This is a genomic window from Rhodococcus sp. NPDC060084 (assembly GCF_042730335.1).
GTDB lineage: Bacteria > Actinomycetota > Actinomycetes > Mycobacteriales > Mycobacteriaceae > Rhodococcus.
Map to the genome: position 1 here is coordinate 100,108 of NZ_JBHWWX010000008.1, position 22,222 is coordinate 122,329.

Consider the following 22,222-nt stretch of genomic DNA (forward strand, 5'->3'; position numbering starts at 1 on the left):
CCTGGGAAAGTGTGGCTACCTGTGACGACTGGAACAATTCAGACGTCTCAGAGGTAACACGCCGGCAATCCCCTCAGCCCTCTCGCCGTAACCTCTCGGCCCGCTCCCGGAGACGGTGCGCGAAACGTAACACCGGGATCGCGGCTCAGGACTTGTCCAGATACTCGATGCTCTCGGTGTCGAGCGCAGCCGTCACCATGCTCGCCAGACCCGGGTGCTCCCGTAGTCCCGGGTCCTGATCGGTGACGGTCCGCGCGAACGCCCGGGCGGCTTCGATGACGTCCCCGTCGTCGACGAGCGAAAGCAGACGCAGCGTGGTCACCGTGCCCGACTGCGCCTTGCCCAGAACATCGCCCTCGCGGCGCAACTGCAGGTCGAGTTGCGCGAGTTCGAACCCGTCGGTCGTTCCCGCGACCGCCTGGAGGCGGGTCATCGTCGGGGATCCCGGCTTCGTGTCGGTCACCAGCAGGCACAAGCCCTGGTGACCGCCTCGGCCGACGCGCCCGCGCAACTGGTGCAACTGGCTCACACCGAATCGGTCGGCATCGACGATCACCATCACGGTCGCGTTCGGCACGTCGACGCCGACCTCGACCACGGTGGTGCAGACGAGCACGTCGACGGCACCGTCGTTGAACTCGCGCATGACCGCGTCCTTGTCGTCGGCGGGCAACCGGCCGTGGAGGAGTCCGACGTTCAGATCGCGGAGAGGGCCGGAGGCGAGCATCTCGTGAAGTTCGAGCACGGAGGTCGTCTCGGGGGGCTCCTGCGCACCGGACGCGCGTGCGCGTGACTTGCCGGCCGGTGCGGCGCCCTGCTCGCCCGGGTCGACGGGGAGGTCCTCGTCGGTATCTCCGTCGCCGATCCTCGAGCACACCACATAGGCCTGCCTGCCGTCCGCGACCTCTTCCCGGATGCGTTCCCAGGCGCGGTCGACCCACGTCGGATGCACTTTCGCCGGCACCACCCGGCTCACGATCGGCGAACGACCACGCGGCAGCTCCCGGAGGGTGGAGACCTCGAGGTCGCCGAGCACCGTCATCGCGATGGTGCGCGGGATCGGTGTCGCGGTCATCACGAGCACGTGCGGGGACGCGCCGTCGCGGCCGCGGGAACGCAGCGAATCACGCTGTTCGACGCCGAAGCGGTGTTGCTCGTCGACGACGACCAGTCCCAGGTCGAAGAAGTTCACACCGTCCTGGATCAGCGCGTGCGTGCCGATGACGATCCCGGCGTCGCCGGTGACCGCCTCGTTGAGCGCCTTCCGCTTCCGGGCCGTACTCATCGAGCCGGTGAGCAGAGTCACGCGGGTCGCGAGTTCATGAGCTCCGAGTTCTCCGGCCGACGCCAGATCGCCGAGCATCGCGGTCAATGACCGGGCGTGCTGCGCCGCGAGCACCTCGGTGGGTGCGAGCAGCGCACACTGGTGTCCCGCGTCGATCACCTGCAGCATCGCCCGCAACGCCACGATCGTCTTACCGGAACCCACCTCACCCTGCAGCAACCGGTTCATCGGGTGCGGACGCGACACGTCGGCGGAGATCTCTTCGGCGACGGCGAGCTGGCCCGCGGTCAGCTCGAAGGGCAGACGCCGATCGAACTCCTCGGCCAGTCCCCCGTCGCGGCGCGCGCACGCCGGTGCCGAGCGCACCTCCACGTCGTGGCGCCGTTGCGCCAGCACGAGCTGCACGGCCGCGGCTTCGTCGAACTTGAGCCGGTCGCGGGCGCGGTCCACCTCCTCCTTGGTGTCGGGGAGATGGACCGAGCGCAGCGCCTCGTCGAGGCCGATGAAACCCCGGTCGGCCAGCACCCAGTCGGGCAGCGGGTCTTCCACGGGATCGAGCTGGTCGAGGACTTGGCGCACACAGCGCATCACCGTCCACGACTCGACGTCGCGGGTCGCGGGGTACATCGGGATCAACGCGCGGTCGAACACCGACATGTCGACACCCGCCGCGTCCTGCGCGGTACGTGCGAGGCCGGCGAGCGCACCCGCACCTCGGACGCGCGCGGGGGCTGCGGAGACGAGGTCGTCGGCGGTGCGAGGTTCGGGCAGAACCACGTAGCTGGGGTGGGTCAGGCTCCACTTGTCGCGGAAGTACTTGACGGTGCCGGAGAACATCGCCCGGACGCCCGGTTTGATGTTGTGCTTGACCTTGTGCGGGTTGAAGAACGTGACGTCGATGGTGTGCCGGTCGGATCGCAGCCGGACCGCGAGTCGCTTGCCCGCGCGCGATTTCATCGGCACTTCCTGGGCGGATTCGACACGCGCGATGATCGTGATGTGCTGGCCTTCGACGGGGCGGCTCTCGCCGAGTTCCGCTCCTTGCGTCGCGTAACGGTGCGGGTAGTGCCGCAGCAGGTCCTCGACCGTGGTCATCCCGAACGCGTCGGACAGGGCATCCGCCGTCTTGTGCCCGAGGAGATGATCGAGCCGGTCCGCGAGTGTCGCCACTGCCGTCCCTTCCGCATTCCGTGTGGTGGCCCTCGCGGCGCACCGACTACTCGACGCCGAGCTGCAGCAGGTCGCTGCACTGGCCGCCCCGGTACACCACAACCTCCAGCGCGGGATGACGGCGATCGAGGTGCTCGGTCAGCTGCTCGGCAAGTCCGTCGGGAGCGTCGGAGCCGACCAGCATCGTCACGAGCTCTCCGCCCGCGGCGAGGATCTTGTCGAGCAGAGACACTCCCGCTGCCACCAGATCATGCTCGATGACTACGACATCATGTCCCGACAAGCCGAGGCTGTCGCCCGGCTCGCACGTTCCCACCCAGGTCAGAGCCCGTTCCTCTGCTATGCGCAACGAACCCCACCGGACGGCGGCCGCGGCTTCGGACATCGCGAACGCGTCGTCGACCGTCGCGCGGCCGGGATCGTGGACGGCCAGCGCCGCCAGCCCCTGCACCATCGACGAACTCGGCAGGAACATCACGTTCCGGTTCTCGGACCGAGCCTGCACACCCACGGCGACGACGTCCTGCGCCGACAGTGAACCGTTCGGCAGGACCAGCACGTCACCGCTGGGCAGGGCGCGAATCGCCTCGAGGAGGAGGTGCGGACCGAAGTCCGTGTCCGCGTGCAACACGGCGGCACCTTCGGATTCGAACAACTCCCTCGTGCCGTGGCCTGCCACCACAGCGAGTACAGCCCGCGGCGCGGTACCGACTGCCGTGAGCGGCACCACCGTGGCGGGAATACCGGGCTGCGCCGAGCACGCGTCGCCTGTCGCGGCGTCCAGCGCGAAGCACGTGATGTCGATGCGGATCAGGGAACCGGCGGCGAGTCCGGCTTCCACCGCAGCGCCGGGATCGCAGCAGTGCACATGGACCGACCAGGACCCGGCGCCGTCCCCGACGACCGCCACCGAGTCGCCCAGCGCGTCGAGCCGGACCCGGAGGACGTCGATGTCCTCGATCTCGGCGCGCTCGACGACGTACATCACTTCGTAGTCCTGCTGCGTCTCGGTCCGCGGTGCACGGGAGGGTTCGGACGCGGAACTCGCCGCCGCCGGGACGGGTGGTCCGGTGACCTGGATGCGACGGCGGGGCCGTTGCCCGGTGGTGACTTCGACCAGGCAGTCGAGGAGTATCACGAGTCCGAGGCCGCCGGCATCGACGACTCCCGCTTCGGCCAGTACGTCGAGTTGCGCAGGGGTTCGCTGCAGGGCGTCCGCTGCAGCGTCGGCGGCGGCCACCGTGACGTCGCAGACCGTGGCACCGGGGTCACGGGCCGCACGTTCCGCACCGTCCGCCGCGGCGTCGAGGACACTGACGATGGTGCCTTCGGCGGGCGTGCTCAGCGCTTTCATCACCAGTGTCGACGCCCGCGCCAGTGCGTCCGCGAGTCCGCGGCCGTCGACGGTGGTGTGCCCGGACATGGCGTCGGCGACTCCTCGCAAGGCCTGGGCGACGATGACTCCCGAGTTCCCCCGGGCGCCCAGGAACGCGCCGCGTGCCAGGCGCTCCGACACGTCCCACGCGGTGAGCGCACCGTCGACGGGGCCACCGATGTTCTCGACGGCGGAGTGGAGAGTGAGCACGAGGTTGGTGCCGGTATCGCCGTCCGGAACAGGGAAGACGTTGAGGGTGTTGATCTCGTGGCGGCGCTCTTCGAGGGCTTCGAGCGCGATCTCGGCCCATCGCCGCAGCGCGCGCCCGCCGACCGTGTCCCCGACCTCGAGCACCAGCTCACACCCCTCTACGTCGCTGTTCATCCTCTGCCCGAAAGAGTAGCCGGGGGTCGTGCATACGTCCGGTTTGGTCATCCGCCGTGGAGTTCGCTAAGCTGATTGGGTTGCCTCGCACGGGTGACCCTGTTCCCCGTGTTTGTAGGACGCGAAGCAAGACCAGAGAAGATGCATTATCCACTAGACACACAAGGAGTTCGCGACATGGCTGCCGTCTGCGACGTATGCGCCAAGGGCCCCGGCTTCGGGAAGTCGGTCTCGCACTCGCACCGGCGTACCAATCGTCGCTGGAACCCGAACATCCAGAGCGTCCGCGCTCAGGTTGCCCCGGGCAACACCCGCAAGATCAACGTGTGCACCTCCTGCCTGAAGGCAGGCAAGGTTACGCGCTGACCTAGGTCGAGCTGCAGACGAAGGCCCCCGGCGCGAAAGCGCAGGGGGCCTTCGTCGTTCGCGTCGGGTGCCGGATAGTGTGCCGGAATGAGCGAAAACAATAAGTCCCTCGTGCAGATCGAGGACGGCGTGCTGCAGATCGCCGTGGCCACCGCCGAGCACGGCACTTCCCTGTCCCCCGCGGGGATGGAACAGGGCACCGCGGCACTCCGGGCCGCCGGTCCCGAGATCGGTGCGGTCCTGCTCGTCGGCGAGGGCAGCAATTTCTGCGCGGGCGGCAACGTCCGAGGCTTCGCGGGTGCCGAGGACCGGGGCGCGCACCTGTTCGACATCGCGAACCTGTTCCACGATTTCATCCGGGAGATCGACGCGATCGGCGTTCCGGTCGTCGCCGCTGTGCACGGCTGGGCCGCCGGCGCCGGCATGAGCATCGTTCTGCATGCCGACATCGCGCTCGCCGGTCCCGGCACCAAGATGCGTGCCGCCTACCCGTCGATCGGATTTTCCCCCGACGGCGGCATGTCGTGGACCTTGCCCCGGATCGTCGGTCCTGCACGCGCGCGGGAGATCATCATGACCGACGCGGTGATCAACGCCGACGAAGGCGTCCGGCTCGGACTGCTCAGCAGGTTGGTGGCCGACGACGAGATCGGGAGCGAGGCGCTGCGTATCGCCCGGACGCTCGCTCACGGTCCGACCCAGTCGTACGCGTCCATCCGGAAACTCGTCGCCGAGTCCGATTCCCGGTCGCTCTCCGATCATCTCGACGCCGAAGCCGCTGCCATCTCGGCAGCCGCGACCACACCCACGGGCATCGAAGGCGTCGACTCGTTCGTCGAGAAGCGCCGCCCCGACTGGTCTGCTGTGCGCGCTCGCTCCTGACGACGTGCGGTGCGGTGCCGGTGGTCAGGCCAGTCGCCAGTCCACCGGCTCCGCGCCCTGTTCGACGAGCAGCGCGTTCGCCCGGCTGAAGGGCCGCGACCCGAAGAATCCGCGCGACGCCGACAACGGCGACGGATGCGCCGACTGCACCGTGGGCACATCACCGAGCATCGGTACGAGAGTCCCGGCGTCGCGACCCCACAGGATGGCGACGAGCGGTGCCCGACGGGCAACCAGCGCGCGGATCGCTTGCTCGGTGACTTTCTCCCAGCCCTTGCCCCGATGTGAGGCGGCCTGTCCCGGAGCTACGGTGAGAACCCGGTTGAGCAGCAGCACGCCGCGTTCGGTCCACGGTGAGAGATCACCGTTCGGGGGCAGCGGCAATCCGAGATCCTCGGTGTACTCGCGATAGATATTGGTCAGGCTGCGGGGAATGGGCCGTACCGCCGGATCCACCGAAAAGCTCAGCCCCACAGCATGTCCCGGAGTCGGATACGGATCCTGTCCGACGATGAGCACCCGCACCTCGTCGAAGGGTTGCGCGAATGCCCGCAAGACATCGGCCCCGGCCGGAAGGTAGGAACGCCCCGCTGCCAGTTCCGCCCGCAGGAACTGTCCCATCGAGGCGATGTCGTCGGCGACCGGAGCGAGCGCCTGCGCCCAGCCGGGCTCGATGATCTCGGACAACGGCTTGCTCACTCGGGCGGCCTGCTCTGTCACGTTCTCCTGCTCCTGATTCGTGCTTGTTGTCGCGGGTCGTGCACTGGTTTCCCCCGACACGATGGTGGCCCGGTCAGTCGAGGCGACGCAGTGCGGTGCGGTAGTACTCGGCGTTGGCCGCATACATCTTCGCGTTCGCGTCGAAGTGGCCTTCCGGGACCTCGACTCCGTCGCGAACCTTTGCGGGCACGCCCATCGCCATCCGGCGGGCCGGCAACTCGAATCGCGGCGGGATCAGCGCTCCGGCGGCAACCTGGGCGCCGGCGCCGATGGTCGATCCGTTGAGGACGAGCGATCCGGATCCGATGAGAGCGCCGTCGCCGATCGTCGCGCCCTCGATGTGCACGTTGTGCCCCACCACACACCGCGCGCCGATGACGGTGGGCTCGATCGCGGTGCAGTGGACGATCGTTCCGTCCTGGATGTTGGTTTCCTCACCGATGGTGATCGTCCCGTAGTCCGCGCGCAGGACCGCCGTGGGCCATACCGACGCGCGGGCACCGAGTGTGACGTTTCCGATCACGACCGCATCGGGATGAATCCAGGCATCGGGGTGGATATCGGGAACGCGATCACCGAGTGCATAGAGAGCCATGTCGCCCAACCTATCTCGAGGTACCGGGCGAAAAGCTGTGCCACCCTCCGGGACCGGCCGGAGGCCTGCCGTCGACGGTCACCCCGCGCCCCTGCCGCACTGTTCCGATGCGCCGCCACCCGCTGGGCAGCATCACGCCCGGTGGGAAGCACGCTGCCAGCGCGTGATCCTCGCCGCCTGCGAGCACCCATTCCCACGGGTCCGCGCCCAACTCCGCCCCGGCGGCGACGAGACGCTCGTCGGGTGTGATCGCGGCGCGATCCACATCGATCGCAACGTCCGACGCGGTGGCGATGTGCCCGAGGTCGGCGACGAGACCGTCGGAGATGTCGGTTCCGGCGCGGGCACCGGCATCGGCGGCGGCGGGGCCGGCGTCGTACGGGGGTGAGGGCACGCGGTGCGCGTCGACGAGATCCCGATAACCGTCGAGGCCGGCGACGAGCACGGCGAGACCTGCTGCCGACCGCCCCACATTCCCGGCGAGAGCCACGACGTCCCCGGGGCGGGCACCCGAGCGCAGCAGCGGCGCACGACCCTCCAGGTCACCGAGGACCGTGACCGACACGATCACCTCGCGCGCCTGGACGAGATCGCCGCCGACAACTCCTGCTCCGAGCGCTTCGGCTGCTTCACCGATGCCTGCGGAGATCTCGTCGAGCACGGCGGCGGGCGTCTCCGGCGGGCAGCCGAGTCCCACGACGAACGCGACCGGCCGGGCCCCGATCGCGGCGACATCGGCACCGTTCTGCGCGACGGCTTTGCGTCCGACCTCGTGCGGGCTCGACCAGTCGAAGCGAAAGTGCCGGCCCTCGACCAGCATGTCGGTGGATACCGCGATTCTCCCGTCGGCCGCGGCGACGACCGCAGAGTCGTGCCCCGGTCCTACCAGGGTCGTGCGGGGTTGCCGTCGTCCCGCGATCGCACGGGCGATGGCGGGAAACTCGCCGATGTCGGAGACGGTGGGGCCGGTCTGATCTGCCACGGTGATGGGCGCCTCTTTCTCGGTCGGCAGCGGATACGGGCCGGTACGCCCCCTGCTACGTTCGTTCCACGCTACCGTTGCCGACATCATCCCTCCGACGCTGGACACCATGAACAACACACATTCTTCCGAGCAGGAACCCGGCGACCAGGGTCCTGACGAGCAGGAACCCGCTGACACCGCCGGGTCCGAGCAGACGACACCCTCCGAACCGCGTCGCCATCCCGCACTGATCGCGACTGCGATCGCGCTGCCGGTGGCACTGCTGGTGGGCGTGGTGGTTGCCGCCGTGTTCGTCGCGCGCACCCCGGTCAACTCTCCGGTCGGGCTGGGTCCGGTGCCCGCCCCCGACGCCGAGTCGGAATCCTGCACCTCACTGGTCGGCGCGCTGCCCGAGGATCTCGGCGACTACACGCGCGCCGAACTCGCCGATCCCGCACCGGCCGGCGCCGCGGCGTGGCAGTCCGCAGACGGCGGGGAGGTCGTGTTGCGATGCGGACTCGAGCGGCCCGCCGAATTCGATCAGGCCGCGGCGCTGACGGTCATCGACCAGGTCCAGTGGTTCGAGATCTCGGGCGCACAGCAGGGCATCGACGCGAGCACGTGGTTCGCCGTCGACCGTCCCGTCTACATCGCGCTGACGGTACCCAACGGGTCGGGACCGACACCGCTGCAGGACGTTTCGGCATCCATTGCCGAGACGCTCCCCCAGCAGGAGATCGATCCCGCCCCGATCGGCGGGCCCTGAACCGTCACCCGCTGCCGATGCGGCTGTGCCGTTACTGCCCGGCGGCCGCGCGCATCGTGCCGGTGCGCTGGAACCGGCTGTGGAACGAGAACGCCTCGTCGAGAAGGTGTGGCGTCTGACCGGCCCCGGGCAGCGCCTCGGCCCGATCGACGTAGTCGTGTAGTTCCGCCCGGAAATCGGGATGGGCACAACGCTCGATGACCACCCGGGACCGCCGGCGCGGCGACAGGCCGCGCACGTCGGCGAGGCCCTGTTCGGTGACGATCACCTGGACGTCGTGTTCCGTGTGGTCGACGTGCGGCACCATCGGCACGATCGAGGAGATCGCGCCGTTGCGCGCGGTCGACGGGCTGAGGAACATCGACAGGTAACCGTTGCGGGTGAAGTCACCCGAGCCACCGATGCCGTTCATGATGCGCGTGCCCATGACATGGGTGGAATTGACGTTGCCGTAGATGTCGGCCTCGAGCATCCCGTTCATGGCGATGATCCCGAGCCTGCGCACGATCTCGGGATGGTTGCTGATCTCCTGGGGGCGCAGCACGATATGGTTGCGGTAGAAGTCGATGTTGCGCACGAACTCGTCGAGGCCCGCCTCGGACAGCGCGAGCGCGGTGGACGACGCGTAGCGCACCGTCCCGTTCGCGATGAGTTCCAGCATGCCGTCCTGGATGACCTCCGAGTAGCACGTCAGCCCGCGGTACGGCCCGCTGGAGAGCCCGGCGAGCACCGCGTTGGCAACGTTGCCGACACCGGACTGCAGCGGCAGCAGAGTGTCGGCGGGGAGGCGCCCGGCGGCCACCTCGTGCGCGAAGAAGTCGAGCACATGCCCGGCGATGGCCTGACTGGTCGCGTCCGGCGCCGTCAGCGGGTTCGCGCTGTCCGACACATCGGTCTCGACCACCGCGACCACGCGCGCCGGGTCGACCCGGAAGGTCTGCTGCCCGATCCGGTCCTCGACATCGGTGAGGTGGATCGGGGTGCGGTGCGGCGGGAGCGCGGTGCCGTAGTAGATGTCGTGGACACCGGCCATGGCATCGGGGATCCAGGAATTGACCTCGAGCACGATCTTCTCGGCGACATCGAGCCACGTCTTGTTGTTTCCCACGGAGGTGGCGGGGATCAGTTCACCGGACTCGGTGATGCCGGAGACTTCGACGACCGCGACGTCGACGTGCCCGTAGTAGCCCTCCCACACCTGCTGCGCCACGTGCGACAGGTGGATGTCGACGTAATCCATGCGGCCGTCGTTGATACGTCCGCGCGCGGTCGGCTCGGCTTGGTACGGCATGCGCAGAGCGATGCCGTCCGCCTCGGCGAGCAACCGTTCGGTCTCCGTCGACACCGAGGCTCCGGTGAGAAGATTGATCGTGAAGTCGTCACCGCCCGCCCGAGCACGGCGAATGTGCTCGGCCAGTGCCGGAGTGACCCGCTTGGGGGTACCCGCGCTCGCGAAGCCACTGATCGCGACGGTGTCGCCGGAGCGAATGTGCCGCACCGCCTCCTCTGCGGAAACGATCTTGCGCCTGAAGGATTCGTTGCGGATGCGGCCCGCGGAGGTGACTCCGGCGACTGTCTCCGCCTTCGACGGCGCAGAGGAAAGGGTGGGTGCGTGCATGGCGATGAGGATAGAGGGGCCGAGAGACTCGCCGATCACACTCGCCGAACGGGCGCGATCCCGATCACCTTGCGGCCGGCGTCCGGCGTCGTATCGTATACGCCACCTTGTCGGGCAAACATCTTGTGTGACAGATACTTTCGGCTCTGCGCACAAGGTTCCCGGGCGCCGCGCGTCGCGCGGACGGTGGCGCAGGGCAGGCGGACGGAGGACAACCGTTGGATGCGTTCGTCGCTCACTCGGCACCGCTCACCGAACGAACGCGCCACTCGTCGTGAAAAAACGCGTACCCGACCCGCCGACGGTGGGCCGCTCCGATTCGCAGTGCCACCGTACGAGTCGGTGATGTCGGGCACGATGGGGCAATGAGCATCCCCACCGACGGTCTGCGCGACGACGCCGAACACCTCCTCCGAGAGCTTGCCGGACCGGACGCCCGCTTGCGCGACGACCAGTGGACCGCGATCGAGGCGCTCGTCGTCCAGCGCCGCCGGGCACTCGTGGTCCAGCGCACCGGTTGGGGAAAATCCGCCGTCTATTTCATCTCCGCCAAACTGCTGCGGGCGCACGGACACGGCCCGACGGTGATCGTGTCCCCACTGCTGGCACTGATGCGCAACCAGGTCGCCGCCGCCGAACGAGCAGGTGTGCGGGCCGCGACCATCAACTCCGGCAACATGACGGAGTGGGACGAGATCCACGAACGGATCCGGTCCGGTGATGTCGACGTCCTGCTCGTCAGTCCGGAACGGCTCAACAACCCCGACTTCCGCGATCAGGTGCTCCCGGCTCTCGCACGCGACGCGGGTCTCGTCGTCGTGGACGAAGCGCACTGTGTATCGGACTGGGGCCACGATTTCCGTCCCGACTACCGGCGTATCCGCACGCTCGTCGCCGACCTCGGCGACGGAGTGCCGGTTCTGGCCACCACCGCGACCGCCAACGATCGGGTGGTCGCCGACGTCGCCGCGCAACTGGGAGTCGGCGCTCAGGTCCGGTCGGGTGTGCCCGGAGAGCCGGCGTCGTCGTCCGACGGAACACTCGTTCTGCGCGGCGGACTGGACCGCCCCTCACTGCACCTGTCGGTGGTCCGCATCGACGAACCGGCTCGTCGTGCGGCCTGGCTGGCCCAGCATCTGGACGAGCTTCCGGGTTCGGGCATCGTGTACACGCTGACGGTGTCGGCCGCACGCGATCTCGCGGCACTGCTGTCGGACCACGGCTACGCCGTCGCCGCGTACACCGGTCAGACCGACCCGGCCGAACGGGAGCAGCTCGAGTCGGACCTTCTGGCCAACCGCGTCAAGGCGCTGGTCGCCACGTCGGCGCTGGGCATGGGGTTCGACAAGCCCGATCTGGGCTTCGTCGTCCATCTCGGGGCGCCGTCCTCTCCTATCTCCTATTACCAGCAGGTCGGCCGGGCCGGCCGTTCGACGGACCGCGCGGAAGTCGTGCTTCTCCCCGGCCCCGAGGACCGGCAGATCTGGCAGTGGTTCGCCTCCGTGGCGTTCCCGGAAGAGTCGCTGGTGCGCCGGGTCATCGAGGCGCTCGACCCGGAACGGCCGCTGTCGACCCAGGCATTGGAGCCGCGTGTCGACCTCAACCGGTCACGGCTCGAGATGGTGCTCAAGGTGCTGGACGTGGACGGAGCGGTCCGCCGGGTGAAGGGCGGTTGGATCGCGACGGGACAACCGTGGGTGTACGACGCCGAGCGGTATGCCCGCCTCGAAGAAGCCCGCACCGCCGAACAGAACGCGATGATCGAGTACGAGCGCACCACCGAGTGCCGCATGGTCTTCCTTCGCCGCCAGCTCGACGATCCGGAACTCACCGCGGACACCCCGGGATGCGGCCGGTGCGACAACTGCACGGGGTCGCGATGGTCCGACGTCGTGGACGAGGCGGAGGTGGCCAGGACGAAGGCTCGCCTCGAGCGCCCCGGCGTCGACCTCCCCCCGCGACGGCAGTGGCCGACGGGCATGGCGACGCTCGGTGTGAAGCTCTCGGGCCGCATCACCGACGGCCCCGAGCCCGGGCGCGTTCTGGGAAGACTGTCGGATCTGGGCTGGGGTCCCCGCCTGCGTGCGCTTCTCGACGCTCCGGACGGTCCCGTTCCCGACGCGGTGGTGCAGGCGTCGGTGGCAGTGCTCGCGTCCTGGGATTGGGCGCAACGACCCACCGCGGTGATGGCCGTCGAGTCCCCGGACCACCCGGTGCTCACCGCCTCGCTCGCGTCGCGTCTGTCACAACTGGGCCGACTTCAGGATTTAGGTGTATTACGTCGCCGAACGGGGCATCCCCCTGCGACGGCCGCGAATTCGGCATACCGGATCGCCGCGCTCGTCGATGCGTGGGAGACGCCCGATCTCAGCGGAGTGCGCGGTCCGATCCTTCTCGTCGATGCGGTGACCGACACCGGCTGGACGCTCACGATGGCGGCGAGGACTCTCGTCGCCGCCGGAGCCGACGCGGTGCTGCCGTTCGCGCTCGCGAGCCCGAAGTAATCGCTACGAGGAGACCAGACGCTACATGTTCGTGACCGGTATCACACCACATGTCCTACCTGCACGAAGCGCGGACTTTAGCACCCGAGCCAGGCGAAACGGGTGAATTCGACATCAAATCTTGTTAAGTTACGAGGACTTATGAAGCCCGTTACGGAAAGTAGTACCCCATCTGTAGAGCCGGCTGAATTGAGTTTCCGGAGTCCGCGCATCGCCGACGGAAAACGGCTGTGGCAGATCGCCCGCGACTCCCAGGTACTCGATGTCAATTCCGGTTACGCGTATGTGTTGTGGTGCCGTGATTTCGCCGAGTCTTCCGTGGTCGCCACCGACGAGCACGACCGCGCCGTCGGTTTCGTGACCGGATACCTGCGACCCGAGTCGCCACAGACGTTGTTCGTATGGCAGGTCGCCGTCGACGCCGACCAGCGCGGTCGTGGCGTCGCAGGCCGCATGCTGGACACTCTGCTCGACAGGCTCGCCCCCCTCGGCGTCACCCGCCTCGAGACCACGGTGAGTCCCGACAACGCAGCGTCGATCGCGATGTTCACCGCATTGGCTCGCCGCCGCGGAACCCATATCACCCGGAGCGATTTGTTCGCGCCCGACGATTTTCCGGATTCTCATCTGGCTGAGGATCTTTACACGATCGGAGAGTGATCACCCGAGATTCGGATATCGATCACTTCGAGTTTCTTAAATATCGCAGGAGGACCACCACATGACCATCCTGGAACACAAGCCCGGCACGACGGGCGACATGGATATCTTCACGCATCTCGAGTCGGAAGTGCGCAGCTACAGCCGCAGCTGGCCCACCGTATTCGAAAAAGCGTCCGGATCCTGGCTCCGCAGTGAGAGCGGCAAGGACTACCTCGACTTCTTCGCGGGCGCCGGCGCCCTCAATTACGGGCACAACAACCCGATCCTCAAGTCCGCGCTCGTGGACTACATCATGAGCGACGGCATCACCCACGGCCTCGACATGAACACCGTCGCGAAGCGGCGCCTGCTCGAGACGTTCGAACAGCTCGTGCTCAAGCCCCGCGGGCTCGATTACAAGGTCCAGTTCCCCGGTCCTACCGGCACGAACTCGGTCGAGGCCGCACTCAAGCTTGCCCGCAAGGTCACCGGGCGCGAGTCGGTCATCAACTTCACCAACGCCTTCCACGGTATGACGCTCGGCGCTCTGTCGGTCACGGGCAACTCCATGAAGCGCGCGGGTGCCGGCGTCCCGCTGGTGCACGCGACCCCGATGCCGTTCGACAACTACTTCAACGGAGTCACAGAGGACTTCCAGTGGTTCTCCCGCGTGCTCGACGACGCCGGCAGCGGCCTCAACCGCCCCGCCGCGGTCATCGTCGAGACCGTTCAGGGTGAAGGCGGCGTCAATATCGCCCGCCCCGAATGGCTTCGCGCGCTGGCGGATCTGTGCCAGGAACGCGACATCCTGCTGATCGTCGACGACGTGCAGATGGGATGCGGCCGCACCGGCCCGTTCTTCTCCTTCGAGGTCGCCGGGATCACCCCCGACATCGTCACGCTGTCGAAGTCGATCGGTGGCTACGGTCTGCCGTTGGCACTGACGCTGTTCAAGCGCGAACTCGACGTCTGGGGTCCGGGCGAGCACAACGGCACCTTCCGTGGGAACAATCCGGCGTTCGTCACCGCTACCGCCGCCCTCGAGCACTACTGGGCCGACGACAAGCTCGAGCGCGAAACGCTGCGCAAGGGCGAGCGCATCCGCCAGACCTTCATGAACCTGTCCGACATGTTCGACGGCGTCTCGACGCGCGGTCGCGGTCTCGTCCAGGGACTGGTGTTCGAGAAGCACGAGAACGCACAGAAGGTCTGCGAGCTCGCCTTCGAGGAGGGTCTTCTCGCGGAGACCTCAGGGCCGTCCGACGAGGTGGTCAAGCTCCTTCCGCCGCTGACCATCAGTGACGACGAGCTGGAGTTCGGACTCAATATCCTCGCCGAGGCCACCGCGAAGGTGCAGGCCTGAGCGAAGTCCGCTCCCCCTTTCCCGAGAAACCCTCACCCCTAAGGATTTTCGACACCCATGATCGTTCGTACGACTGAAGAGATCACCGGTACCGATCGCGACGTCACGTCCGAAGACGGCAACTGGACCAGCAAGCGGATCGTGCTCGCCGGCGACAAGGTCGGTTTCTCGTTCCACGAGACGACCATCAAGGCGGGCACCGTCAACGAGTTCCACTACGCGAACCACATCGAGGCGGTGTGGCTGGTGGAAGGCGAGGGCACCCTCCAGGACCTGGACAACGACGTGGAGTACGAGCTGGGTCCGGGTTCGATGTACCTGCTCAACGGCCACGAACGCCACCGCGTCCTGCCGCGCACGACGATGCGGATGATGTGCGTGTTCAATCCTCCGGTGACGGGTCGCGAGGTCCACGACGAGAACGGTGTCTACCCGCTCGTCGAAGAACCTGCCTGATACCCACCCGGGTGGTCGCCGCGCGCGACGCGAGCACGTGACCAATTGCGGGGCGGGCGCTTAGAGTCGAATCATGACTTTCGAGCGCTCGCCCCGCATTGCTGTCGGTCCGGCGCCGGACGAGCGCTTCGTCCGAGCCGTCACCAGTGGCGGTGGGGTGGTGTGCGACCTCGACGACGCGCCCGACGCGCTGGTCTGGACCGACGGACCCGACTCGTTTCCCGAGTCGCTCCCCCGGTCCGTGCGCTGGGTTCAGCTTCCGGCGGCCGGGGTCGAGCGCTGGCTGTCCGAAGGAATCGTCCGGGCTCATCCGCAAGTGATGTGGACCTCCGCCGCGGGTGCGTACTCGGCGACCGTTGCCGAGCACGCGCTCATGCTGCTGCTCGCCGGGGTGCGGGCACTGCCGGCCCACCTCGAGGCAACCTCCTGGGAGCCCGAGGCCTTCTTTCCCACCCTCGGGACGTTGCGAGGATCCACCATCGGCATCATCGGCGCCGGTGGCATCGGCCGGGCACTGATCCCCATGCTCGCGGCACTGGGCGCACGCGCCCTGGCCGTGACCCGCAGCGGCCGTCCCGTACCCGGCGCTGTCGAAACCTACCCCGTCGAGAGGATCGACGAGATCTGGCACCTCGCAGACCATTTCGTCGTCGCCGCACCCTCGACCACCGAGACCGAACAACTCGTCGGCGCCCCGGAACTTGCCGCCATGAAACCCACCGCGTGGGTGATCAACGTTGCCCGGGGACGCCTCATCGATACCGAGGCACTGGTGGAGGCGCTACGACAGGGCACCATCGCGGGAGTGGGTCTGGACGTCACCGACCCGGAACCTCTCCCCGACGGTCACCCCCTCTGGTCGATGCCGAATGCGATGATCACACCCCACGACTCCAACCCCCCGGCGGTACGCATCCCCGCCTACCTCGAGCACGTCACGGAGAACGTCACCCGGTTCGGGTCCGGGCTCGATCCCGTCGCTGTGATCGACCCGAGCGCCGGGTACTGAGCGCGCCTTGGTGCGGGGGGTCACGAACCGGCGCGACCGATATCCCCGTTCTCCGCCTCGTCCCGGTCGGCCCATTCGAGAAGAGCGTCGAGCGAGAAGACGGCGTCGTCGATCCCCGCGTGCAGGTCCCCGTATTTCGCGAACCGGTCCGGGACGGTCGCGACGGTGAATTCCCGCGGGTCGACATCGGGCACTTCCTCCCAGCGGACCGGCGTCGAGACACGGGCGTCGGCCACCCCGCGAATCGAGTACGCGCTCGCGAGGGTGTGGTCGCGCGCGTTCTGGTTGTAGTCGACGAACACGGCCGACTGGTCGCGGTCCTTACGCCACCAGGTGGTCGTCACATCCCGGGGCGCTCGTCGTTCGACTTCCCGCGCGAATGCCCATGCGGCCCGGCGTACGTCGTCGAACCCCCATCGGGGCTCGATCCGGACGTAGACGTGCAGTCCCCGGCCACCCGACGTCTTCGGCCAGCCGACCGCGCCCAGTTCGGCGAGGACTTCCTGTACCACTCCCGCCACGCGCACCACGCGATCGAATCCGCAGTCGGGCATCGGGTCCAGGTCGATGCGCCACTCGTCGGGACGTTCGACGTCGGCGCGGCGCGAGTTCCAGGGATGGAACTCGACCGTGGACATCTGGACGGCCCACACGACGTCGGCGACGCGGGTGACGCACAACTCGTCCGCGTCGCGGTTGTAGCGCGGAAAGTGGACCCGGACGGTGTCGACCCAGTCCGGCGCGCCACGGGGAAGCCGCTTCTGGTGCACCTTTTCCCCCTCGATGCCGGAGGGAAACCGGTGCAGCATGCACGGCCGTTCCCGCAAGGCGCGGACGATGCCGTCGCCCACGGCCAGGTAATAGTTCGCGATGTCGAGCTTGGTGACACCGACTTCGGGGAAGTACACACGCTCGGGATGCGACAGCCGAACCGTACGGCCGTCGGCTTCGAGTTCGACGGCCTCCGACGAGTCCTTCCCCATGCGGTCCCTCCTCGTGTACCCACGGGCCACCGCGTGCGGCCCGCCGGCGTGCACCCATCCTCGCGCGCCGGACACCACACCGCAGCACTTTCCGGTGCCGTGATCCCTGGCGCGCGTTACCGTCGAGCTGTGTTGCTCGAGAGCGTGGTGGATACGTCGAACGCGGTGGCGGGGACCCGCTCACGGCGCGCGAAGACCGACGCGTTGCGCGCATTGCTCGTGCGCGCCGATCCGGCCGAAGTCGAATCGGTGGTGTCGTGGCTGTCCGGGGAGCTGGCCCAGGGACGGATCGGAGTCGGTTTCCGCACGCTCGCGGGCCTCGATCTGTCGCCGGCCGGCACGGCGACGCTCGAGGTCTCCGAGGTGGCCTCGATCCTCGACTCCCTCGCGACGACGTCGGGCCCGGGTTCTGCTGCGACACGTCGAGCACAGCTCGACGAATTGTTCTCACGCGCAACCGCCGGCGAACAGCATTTCCTCGTTCGTCTGCTCGGCGGCGATCTACGTCAAGGGGCGCTCGAAGGGGTGATGACCGATGCCGTGGCCGCGGCAGCAGACCTTCCCCTCGACGCGGTGCGGCGCGCCTTCATGCTCTCCGGACGGCTCAGCGGCACGGCAGCGGCGGCCTTCGAGGGCGGGCTCGACGCCCTGGCCGCGTTCCGGATCGAGGTGGGCCGGCCGGTACGGCCCATGCTTGCCTCGCCGGCCGAGTCCCTCACCTCCGCGCTCACCGAACTCGGCGGCGAGGTGAGTGTGGAGTACAAACTCGACGGCGCACGCATCCAGGTTCATCGTGCGGGAGACGAGGTACGGATCTTCACGCGTACGTTGCGCGACATCACCGGGTCCGTACCGGAACTGGTCGACCTCGTCGCCGGCCTGCCGTGCACCAGTGTGGTGCTCGACGGGGAGACGCTCGCCTTGACCGATTCCGGCCGTCCCCGCCCCTTCCAGGAGACCATGAGCCGATTCGGCGCACGCAGCGAGCGCGAACTGCTGCTGCATCCGTACTTCTTCGACTGCCTGCACCTCGACGGAGACGACCTCCTCGACGCTCCCCTGTCCGAACGACTGGCCGCCCTCGAACGTGTGGCCGCGCGACACCGGATACCTGCGGTGACGGCGCCCGGCCCGGAGCGTGCGCAGGCGCACCTCGCGGCGTCGCTCGATCACGGGCACGAAGGCGTCATGGTGAAATCCCTCACGTCCCCCTACAACGCGGGTCGGCGCGGACGCGCGTGGCAGAAGGTCAAACCCGAGCACACACTCGATCTGGTGGTGCTGGCCGCCGAGTGGGGTTATGGGCGCCGGACCGGATATCTGTCGAACCTGCATCTGGGCGCGCGCGATCCCGACGGCGGCCCGCCGATCATGGTGGGAAAGACGTTCAAGGGCCTCACCGACGAGTTGCTGCGGTGGCAGACAGCCGAATTCCCGCTACACGAGTCGCACCGGGACGAGCACACCGTCTATCTCGAACCGCGCCTGGTAGTGGAGATCGAACTCGACGGTGCCCAGGTCAGCACGCGCTATCCGGGCGGGGTGGCGCTCAGATTCGCGCGGGTACTGCGCTACCGCCCGGACAAATCACCGGCAGAGGCGGACACGATCGACGCGGTGCGCGCACTGCTCCCCCGCTCGCCGGTCGGCAACGACGGCCTACCGTAGAAGGGGTGATCGACGTTCGACCTTCCCTCGACTCCCTGTGGTCCCTGGTGGACGGCAGACGGGTCGCCGTGCTCACCGGCGCCGGCGTCTCCACCGACTCCGGCATTCCGGACTACCGCGGACCGGATTCTCCGCCGCGTAACCCGATGACGATCCAGCAGTTCGTCGGAGACCCGGTGTTCCGGCGCCGCTACTGGGCACGCAACCACGTGGGCTGGAGGCATATGGACGCTGCCCGCCCCAACGTCGGTCATCGCGCCCTGGCCGCGCTCGAGCGCGCCGGGTGCGTCACCGGCGTGATCACCCAGAATGTCGATCTCCTGCACACCAAGGCGGGCAGTCGCCGCGTCATCGATCTGCACGGCACGTACGCGCAGGTTCGCTGCCTGGCCTGTCAGCATAGGATCTCCCGATTCACCCTCCACGAACGCCTCACCGGCGCCAACCCGGGGTTTGCCGAACGCGCCCGCGCGATCACGGGACTCGAGGTGGCGCCCGACGCGGACGCGGTCGTGGCCGATACCGACGGCTTCGTCGTGGTCGACTGCGAACGATGTGGCGGGATGCTGAAACCGGACATCGTGTACTTCGGTGAGATCGTGCCCCGGCCGCGTGTGGACGACGCCTTCCAGGTGATAGACGAGGCCGACGCACTCGTCGTCGCCGGGAGTTCGCTGACCGTGCAGTCCGGGTTGCGGTTCGTGCGGCACGCCGTGGCACGCGACATTCCGGTGGCGATCATCAATCGGGGACCGACGCGCGGTGACTCTCTCGCCGCACTCAAGATCGAGGCAGGAACGTCGGAATCGCTCGCGGCGTTGACATCCCGCGTCGCCGAGCCGACACCGACTGCGTAACAGCTAGATTCGCACCAGATCGTCCGCGTGCACCACGGGACGATGCAGATCGGCCGGCAGGTTCCGGGTGGAGAAACCGATCATGAAGTCGAGTTCGGCCACGTCGTAGGCAACCACGCCGCGGGCCACGATGCGGCCGTCAGGAGCAACAAGGGAAACAACATCGCCGGCGTGGAAATTGCCACTGGTACCGGTGATTCCGGCGGGCAGCAACGACCGGCGGCGATCGACGACCGCGCGGACGGCACCCTCGTCGAGATGCAGCGCGCCGTGCGTATCGGCGGCGTGCCGCACCCAGAACAGCCGGGCAGACAGACGATCGGGACGCGCCGAGAACGCCGTCCCGACGTCCGCGGTGGTCAGTGCCCGTGCGGCGTCCGACGCCGCGGCAAGCAGCACCGGCACACCGGAGTCCGCGGCGAGCCGCGCGGCGGACAGCTTGGAGGCCATTCCCCCGGTGCCGAGTGCGCCGCCCGACCCGGCGACGACACCGTCGAGGTCTTCCGGACTGGTGACCTCCGGAATGAAGTGAGCCCCGCCCTTCCGTGGATCACCGTCGTACAGTCCGTCGACGTCGGACAGCAGGATCAGCGCCTCCGCACCGACGAGATGCGCGACGAGAGCCGCGAGCCGGTCGTTGTCACCGAACCGCAGTTCCGCCGTCGCGACGGTGTCGTTCTCGTTCACGATCGGCACGGCCCCGAGGGCGCGCAGACGATCGAGGGTGCGCTGGGCGTTCCGGTGCTGGGTGCGGCGGGCGATGTCGTCCGCGGTGAGCAGCACCTGCCCGACGGTCCGGTCGTACCGGGCGAACGAGGTGCCCCAGGCGTGAGCGAGGGCGAGTTGCCCCACGCTGGCCGCCGCCTGCTTCGTGGCCAGATCGCGGGGCCGCGTGGTGAGTCCCAGCGGCGCGAGTCCGGCACCGACAGCGCCCGACGACACCACCACGACGCTCGAACCCGACCGCATCCGCGACTCGATCGCGTCTGCGAGCCGGTCGAGCCTGCCACGATCGAGGCCGCCCACCAGACTGGTGATCGCCGACGAGCCGATCTTGACCACCACGCTGCGTGCGTCGGAGATGACCTCTCGCGTGTCGCTCACAACTCTCCTCGAAAAGATCAGAAGTCGTCGTCGTCGGAAGCGAGCCCCCGACGGACCTTCTTGGCATGGCGGCGTTCTTCGGCGCCGACGCGATCGACCTGGTCCAGGCGGGCGTCGGTGCCTCGGCCGGTGCGCACGACGTCGACGCCGGCTGCGGTCTGCGGCTCCCAGTCGAAGCTGACGTCGCCGATGGTGACCGAGGCGCCGGGCTGCGCGCCCATCTTGACCAGCTTGGCCTCGACGCCGAGCCGTGCCAGCCGGTCGGCGAGGTAGCCGACGGCTTCGTCGTTGTCGAACGCCGTCTGGCGGACCCAGCGCTCCGGGCGCTCGCCGCGCACGATGAATCCACCGGGAACTTCGGGATCGGGAACGACGGTGAAGCCGGTCTCGTTGCGCGCGATCGGGCGGATCACCGGACGGGTGGGCTCCGCGGGCGGATGCGCCTCGCGGTACTCCTCGACCATCTTCGCCAGCGCGAACGTGAGGGGCCGCAGACCTTCGTGGGTCACCGCGGACACGGTGAACACCGGCCAGCCGCGCTTCTCGAACTCGGGCAGGACGAACTCGGCGAGTTCGGCGGCGTCGGGAACATCCGCCTTGTTGAGGACGACGATGCGGGGCCGGTCCGCGAGGTCACCGAGGCTGTTGTCGCCGGACAGCGCGGGCTGGTATGCCGCGAGTTCGGCTTCGAGGGCGTCGACGTCGGAGATCGGGTCGCGACCCGGGTCCATGGTCGCGCAGTCCACGACGTGCGCGAGCACCGCGCAGCGCTCGATGTGCCGCAGGAAATCGAGGCCGAGACCGCGGCCCTGGCTTGCGCCCGGGATCAGTCCGGGCACATCGGCGACGGTGAAGGTGGTGTCGCCGGACTGGACCACACCGAGGTTCGGAACGAGCGTGGTGAACGGGTAGTCGGCGATCTTGGGTTTGGCCGCGGACAGCACGGACACGAGCGACGACTTGCCGGCCGACGGGAACCCGACCAGACCGACATCCGCGACGGATTTCAGTTCCAGGACGAGTTCACGTTCTTCGCCCTCCTCGCCGAGCAGCGCGAAGCCGGGGGCCTTGCGCGCCTTGGAGGCGAGGGACGCGTTGCCGAGGCCGCCTCGGCCGCCCTGCGCAGCGATGAACCGGCTGCCGACGCCGACGAGGTCGGCGAGGACGTTGCCGTCGGTGTCGAGCACGACGGTTCCGTCCGGGACCTCGAGCACCAGGTCGTTGCCGTTGGCACCGCTGCGGTTGCCACCGGCACCCTGCGTGCCGTTGGTTGCCTTCGCGTGCTGGTGGAAGTGGAAGTCGAGCAGCGTGTGGACGTTGCCGCTCACCTCGAGGACGACGTCACCGCCGTTTCCTCCGTTGCCGCCGTCGGGGCCGCCGAGGGGCTTGAACTTCTCGCGATGGACGGAGGCGCAACCGTTGCCACCCTTACCGGCGCTGACGTGCAGCACAACCCGGTCGATGAAGCGGGACATGGATGGACCTCTTTCCGTGCGAGAACTGGCGAAGCT

At 68.2% G+C, this 22,222-nt stretch carries 19 protein-coding genes; 10 read left to right on the forward strand and 9 right to left on the reverse strand.

The window, feature by feature from the left end:
• Positions 1 to 145: 145 nt before the first annotated feature.
• Together recG and ACFWBU_RS07185 are read right to left on the reverse strand one after the other, a co-directional pair.
• Positions 146 to 2,455 carry an ATP-dependent DNA helicase RecG gene (gene recG / locus ACFWBU_RS07180; RefSeq protein ID WP_169652440.1) on the reverse strand — a complete coding sequence of 770 codons (2,310 nt, stop codon included), beginning with the start codon at positions 2,453 to 2,455 and terminating at the stop codon, positions 146 to 148.
• Between the two features lie 46 nt (positions 2,456 to 2,501).
• Positions 2,502 to 4,214 (reverse strand): DAK2 domain-containing protein, encoded by a 1,713-nt coding sequence (locus ACFWBU_RS07185; protein WP_378527916.1) that lies wholly within the window; start codon positions 4,212 to 4,214, stop codon positions 2,502 to 2,504.
• 177 nt (positions 4,215 to 4,391) lie between these two features.
• Here ACFWBU_RS07185 and rpmB point away from each other — a divergent pair, with 177 nt between their 5' ends.
• A complete protein-coding gene (rpmB, locus tag ACFWBU_RS07190; protein ID WP_072698660.1) occupies positions 4,392 to 4,580 on the forward strand; it encodes a 50S ribosomal protein L28 in 189 nt (62 codons plus the stop codon).
• An 87-nt stretch (positions 4,581 to 4,667) separates the two neighbouring features.
• Positions 4,668 to 5,462 carry an enoyl-CoA hydratase/isomerase family protein gene (locus ACFWBU_RS07195; protein WP_169620517.1) on the forward strand — a complete coding sequence of 265 codons (795 nt, stop codon included), beginning with the start codon at positions 4,668 to 4,670 and terminating at the stop codon, positions 5,460 to 5,462.
• Between the two features lie 24 nt (positions 5,463 to 5,486).
• Here ACFWBU_RS07195 and ACFWBU_RS07200 read toward each other — a convergent pair whose 3' ends face one another.
• The 3 genes from ACFWBU_RS07200 to ACFWBU_RS07210 form a co-directional block, all read right to left on the reverse strand.
• A complete protein-coding gene (locus tag ACFWBU_RS07200; protein WP_346765086.1) occupies positions 5,487 to 6,182 on the reverse strand; it encodes a uracil-DNA glycosylase in 696 nt (231 codons plus the stop codon).
• 73 nt (positions 6,183 to 6,255) lie between these two features.
• Complete coding sequence (locus tag ACFWBU_RS07205; protein WP_378527917.1) at positions 6,256 to 6,777, reverse strand: gamma carbonic anhydrase family protein; 522 nt, start codon at positions 6,775 to 6,777, stop codon at positions 6,256 to 6,258.
• A gap of 10 nt (positions 6,778 to 6,787) precedes the next feature.
• A complete protein-coding gene (locus ACFWBU_RS07210) occupies positions 6,788 to 7,759 on the reverse strand; it encodes a thiamine-phosphate kinase (RefSeq protein WP_296550968.1) in 972 nt (323 codons plus the stop codon).
• A gap of 109 nt (positions 7,760 to 7,868) precedes the next feature.
• Between ACFWBU_RS07210 and ACFWBU_RS07215 the strand changes: the two genes are divergently transcribed.
• On the forward strand, positions 7,869 to 8,507 hold the full coding sequence (locus tag ACFWBU_RS07215; RefSeq protein ID WP_378527918.1) for a DUF3515 domain-containing protein: 639 nt from the start codon (positions 7,869 to 7,871) through the stop codon (positions 8,505 to 8,507).
• 31 nt (positions 8,508 to 8,538) lie between these two features.
• On the opposite strand, the gene ACFWBU_RS07220 is transcribed toward ACFWBU_RS07215, so the two are convergent.
• Positions 8,539 to 10,125, reverse strand: a complete 1,587-nt coding sequence (locus ACFWBU_RS07220; RefSeq protein ID WP_169620514.1) for an acetyl-CoA hydrolase/transferase family protein — start codon at positions 10,123 to 10,125, stop codon at positions 8,539 to 8,541.
• A gap of 365 nt (positions 10,126 to 10,490) precedes the next feature.
• On the opposite strand from ACFWBU_RS07220, the gene ACFWBU_RS07225 reads away from it, so the two are divergent.
• The 5 genes from ACFWBU_RS07225 to ACFWBU_RS07245 all read left to right on the forward strand — a co-directional run bounded on the left by ACFWBU_RS07225 (position 10,491) and on the right by ACFWBU_RS07245 (position 16,099).
• Entirely contained in the window at positions 10,491 to 12,629 is a 2,139-nt protein-coding gene (locus tag ACFWBU_RS07225) for an ATP-dependent DNA helicase RecQ (RefSeq protein ID WP_169620513.1), read from the forward strand.
• 141 nt (positions 12,630 to 12,770) lie between these two features.
• On the forward strand, positions 12,771 to 13,289 hold the full coding sequence (ectA, locus tag ACFWBU_RS07230; RefSeq protein WP_169620512.1) for a diaminobutyrate acetyltransferase: 519 nt from the start codon (positions 12,771 to 12,773) through the stop codon (positions 13,287 to 13,289).
• Positions 13,290 to 13,350: 61 nt separating this feature from the next.
• Positions 13,351 to 14,634, forward strand: a complete 1,284-nt coding sequence (gene ectB, locus ACFWBU_RS07235; protein ID WP_169620511.1) for a diaminobutyrate--2-oxoglutarate transaminase — start codon at positions 13,351 to 13,353, stop codon at positions 14,632 to 14,634.
• 57 nt (positions 14,635 to 14,691) lie between these two features.
• Positions 14,692 to 15,090, forward strand: a complete 399-nt coding sequence (locus ACFWBU_RS07240; RefSeq protein WP_169620510.1) for an ectoine synthase — start codon at positions 14,692 to 14,694, stop codon at positions 15,088 to 15,090.
• A gap of 73 nt (positions 15,091 to 15,163) precedes the next feature.
• Positions 15,164 to 16,099, forward strand: a complete 936-nt coding sequence (locus tag ACFWBU_RS07245; protein WP_378527919.1) for a D-isomer specific 2-hydroxyacid dehydrogenase family protein — start codon at positions 15,164 to 15,166, stop codon at positions 16,097 to 16,099.
• A 20-nt stretch (positions 16,100 to 16,119) separates the two neighbouring features.
• On the opposite strand, the gene ligD is transcribed toward ACFWBU_RS07245, so the two are convergent.
• Entirely contained in the window at positions 16,120 to 17,082 is a 963-nt protein-coding gene (gene ligD, locus ACFWBU_RS07250; RefSeq protein WP_378527920.1) for a non-homologous end-joining DNA ligase, read from the reverse strand.
• A 129-nt stretch (positions 17,083 to 17,211) separates the two neighbouring features.
• Here ligD and ACFWBU_RS07255 point away from each other — a divergent pair, with 129 nt between their 5' ends.
• Positions 17,212 to 18,750, forward strand: coding sequence for an ATP-dependent DNA ligase (locus tag ACFWBU_RS07255; RefSeq protein WP_378527921.1), 1,539 nt, complete (start codon positions 17,212 to 17,214; stop codon positions 18,748 to 18,750).
• An 8-nt stretch (positions 18,751 to 18,758) separates the two neighbouring features.
• A complete protein-coding gene (locus tag ACFWBU_RS07260; protein WP_378527937.1) occupies positions 18,759 to 19,607 on the forward strand; it encodes an NAD-dependent protein deacetylase in 849 nt (282 codons plus the stop codon).
• A gap of 3 nt (positions 19,608 to 19,610) precedes the next feature.
• Here the strand turns inward: ACFWBU_RS07260 and proB are convergent, their stop codons facing one another.
• Together proB and obgE are read right to left on the reverse strand one after the other, a co-directional pair.
• The gene (gene proB / locus ACFWBU_RS07265) at positions 19,611 to 20,711 is read right to left on the reverse strand and encodes a glutamate 5-kinase (RefSeq protein WP_378527922.1); all 1,101 of its coding nucleotides are present in this window, start codon (positions 20,709 to 20,711) and stop codon (positions 19,611 to 19,613) included.
• Between the two features lie 17 nt (positions 20,712 to 20,728).
• Positions 20,729 to 22,186, reverse strand: a complete 1,458-nt coding sequence (gene obgE / locus ACFWBU_RS07270; RefSeq protein WP_169620504.1) for a GTPase ObgE — start codon at positions 22,184 to 22,186, stop codon at positions 20,729 to 20,731.
• Positions 22,187 to 22,222 lie beyond the last annotated feature (36 nt).

Bases quoted from the DNA above. Each gene is read 5' to 3' on its own strand.
- ACFWBU_RS07185 (WP_378527916.1), bottom strand. From the start codon at position 4,214: ATGAACAGCGACGTAGAGGGGTGTGAGCTGGTGCTCGAGGTCGGGGAC.
- rpmB (WP_072698660.1), top strand. From the start codon at position 4,392: ATGGCTGCCGTCTGCGACGTATGCGCCAAGGGCCCCGGCTTCGGGAAG.
- ACFWBU_RS07195 (WP_169620517.1), top strand. From the start codon at position 4,668: ATGAGCGAAAACAATAAGTCCCTCGTGCAGATCGAGGACGGCGTGCTG.
- ACFWBU_RS07205 (WP_378527917.1), bottom strand. From the start codon at position 6,777: ATGGCTCTCTATGCACTCGGTGATCGCGTTCCCGATATCCACCCCGAT.
- ACFWBU_RS07215 (WP_378527918.1), top strand. From the start codon at position 7,869: ATGAACAACACACATTCTTCCGAGCAGGAACCCGGCGACCAGGGTCCT.
- ACFWBU_RS07220 (WP_169620514.1), bottom strand. From the start codon at position 10,125: ATGCACGCACCCACCCTTTCCTCTGCGCCGTCGAAGGCGGAGACAGTC.
- ACFWBU_RS07225 (WP_169620513.1), top strand. From the start codon at position 10,491: ATGAGCATCCCCACCGACGGTCTGCGCGACGACGCCGAACACCTCCTC.
- ectA (WP_169620512.1), top strand. From the start codon at position 12,771: ATGAAGCCCGTTACGGAAAGTAGTACCCCATCTGTAGAGCCGGCTGAA.
- ectB (WP_169620511.1), top strand. From the start codon at position 13,351: ATGACCATCCTGGAACACAAGCCCGGCACGACGGGCGACATGGATATC.
- ACFWBU_RS07240 (WP_169620510.1), top strand. From the start codon at position 14,692: ATGATCGTTCGTACGACTGAAGAGATCACCGGTACCGATCGCGACGTC.
- ACFWBU_RS07245 (WP_378527919.1), top strand. From the start codon at position 15,164: ATGACTTTCGAGCGCTCGCCCCGCATTGCTGTCGGTCCGGCGCCGGAC.
- ligD (WP_378527920.1), bottom strand. From the start codon at position 17,082: ATGGGGAAGGACTCGTCGGAGGCCGTCGAACTCGAAGCCGACGGCCGT.
- obgE (WP_169620504.1), bottom strand. From the start codon at position 22,186: ATGTCCCGCTTCATCGACCGGGTTGTGCTGCACGTCAGCGCCGGTAAG.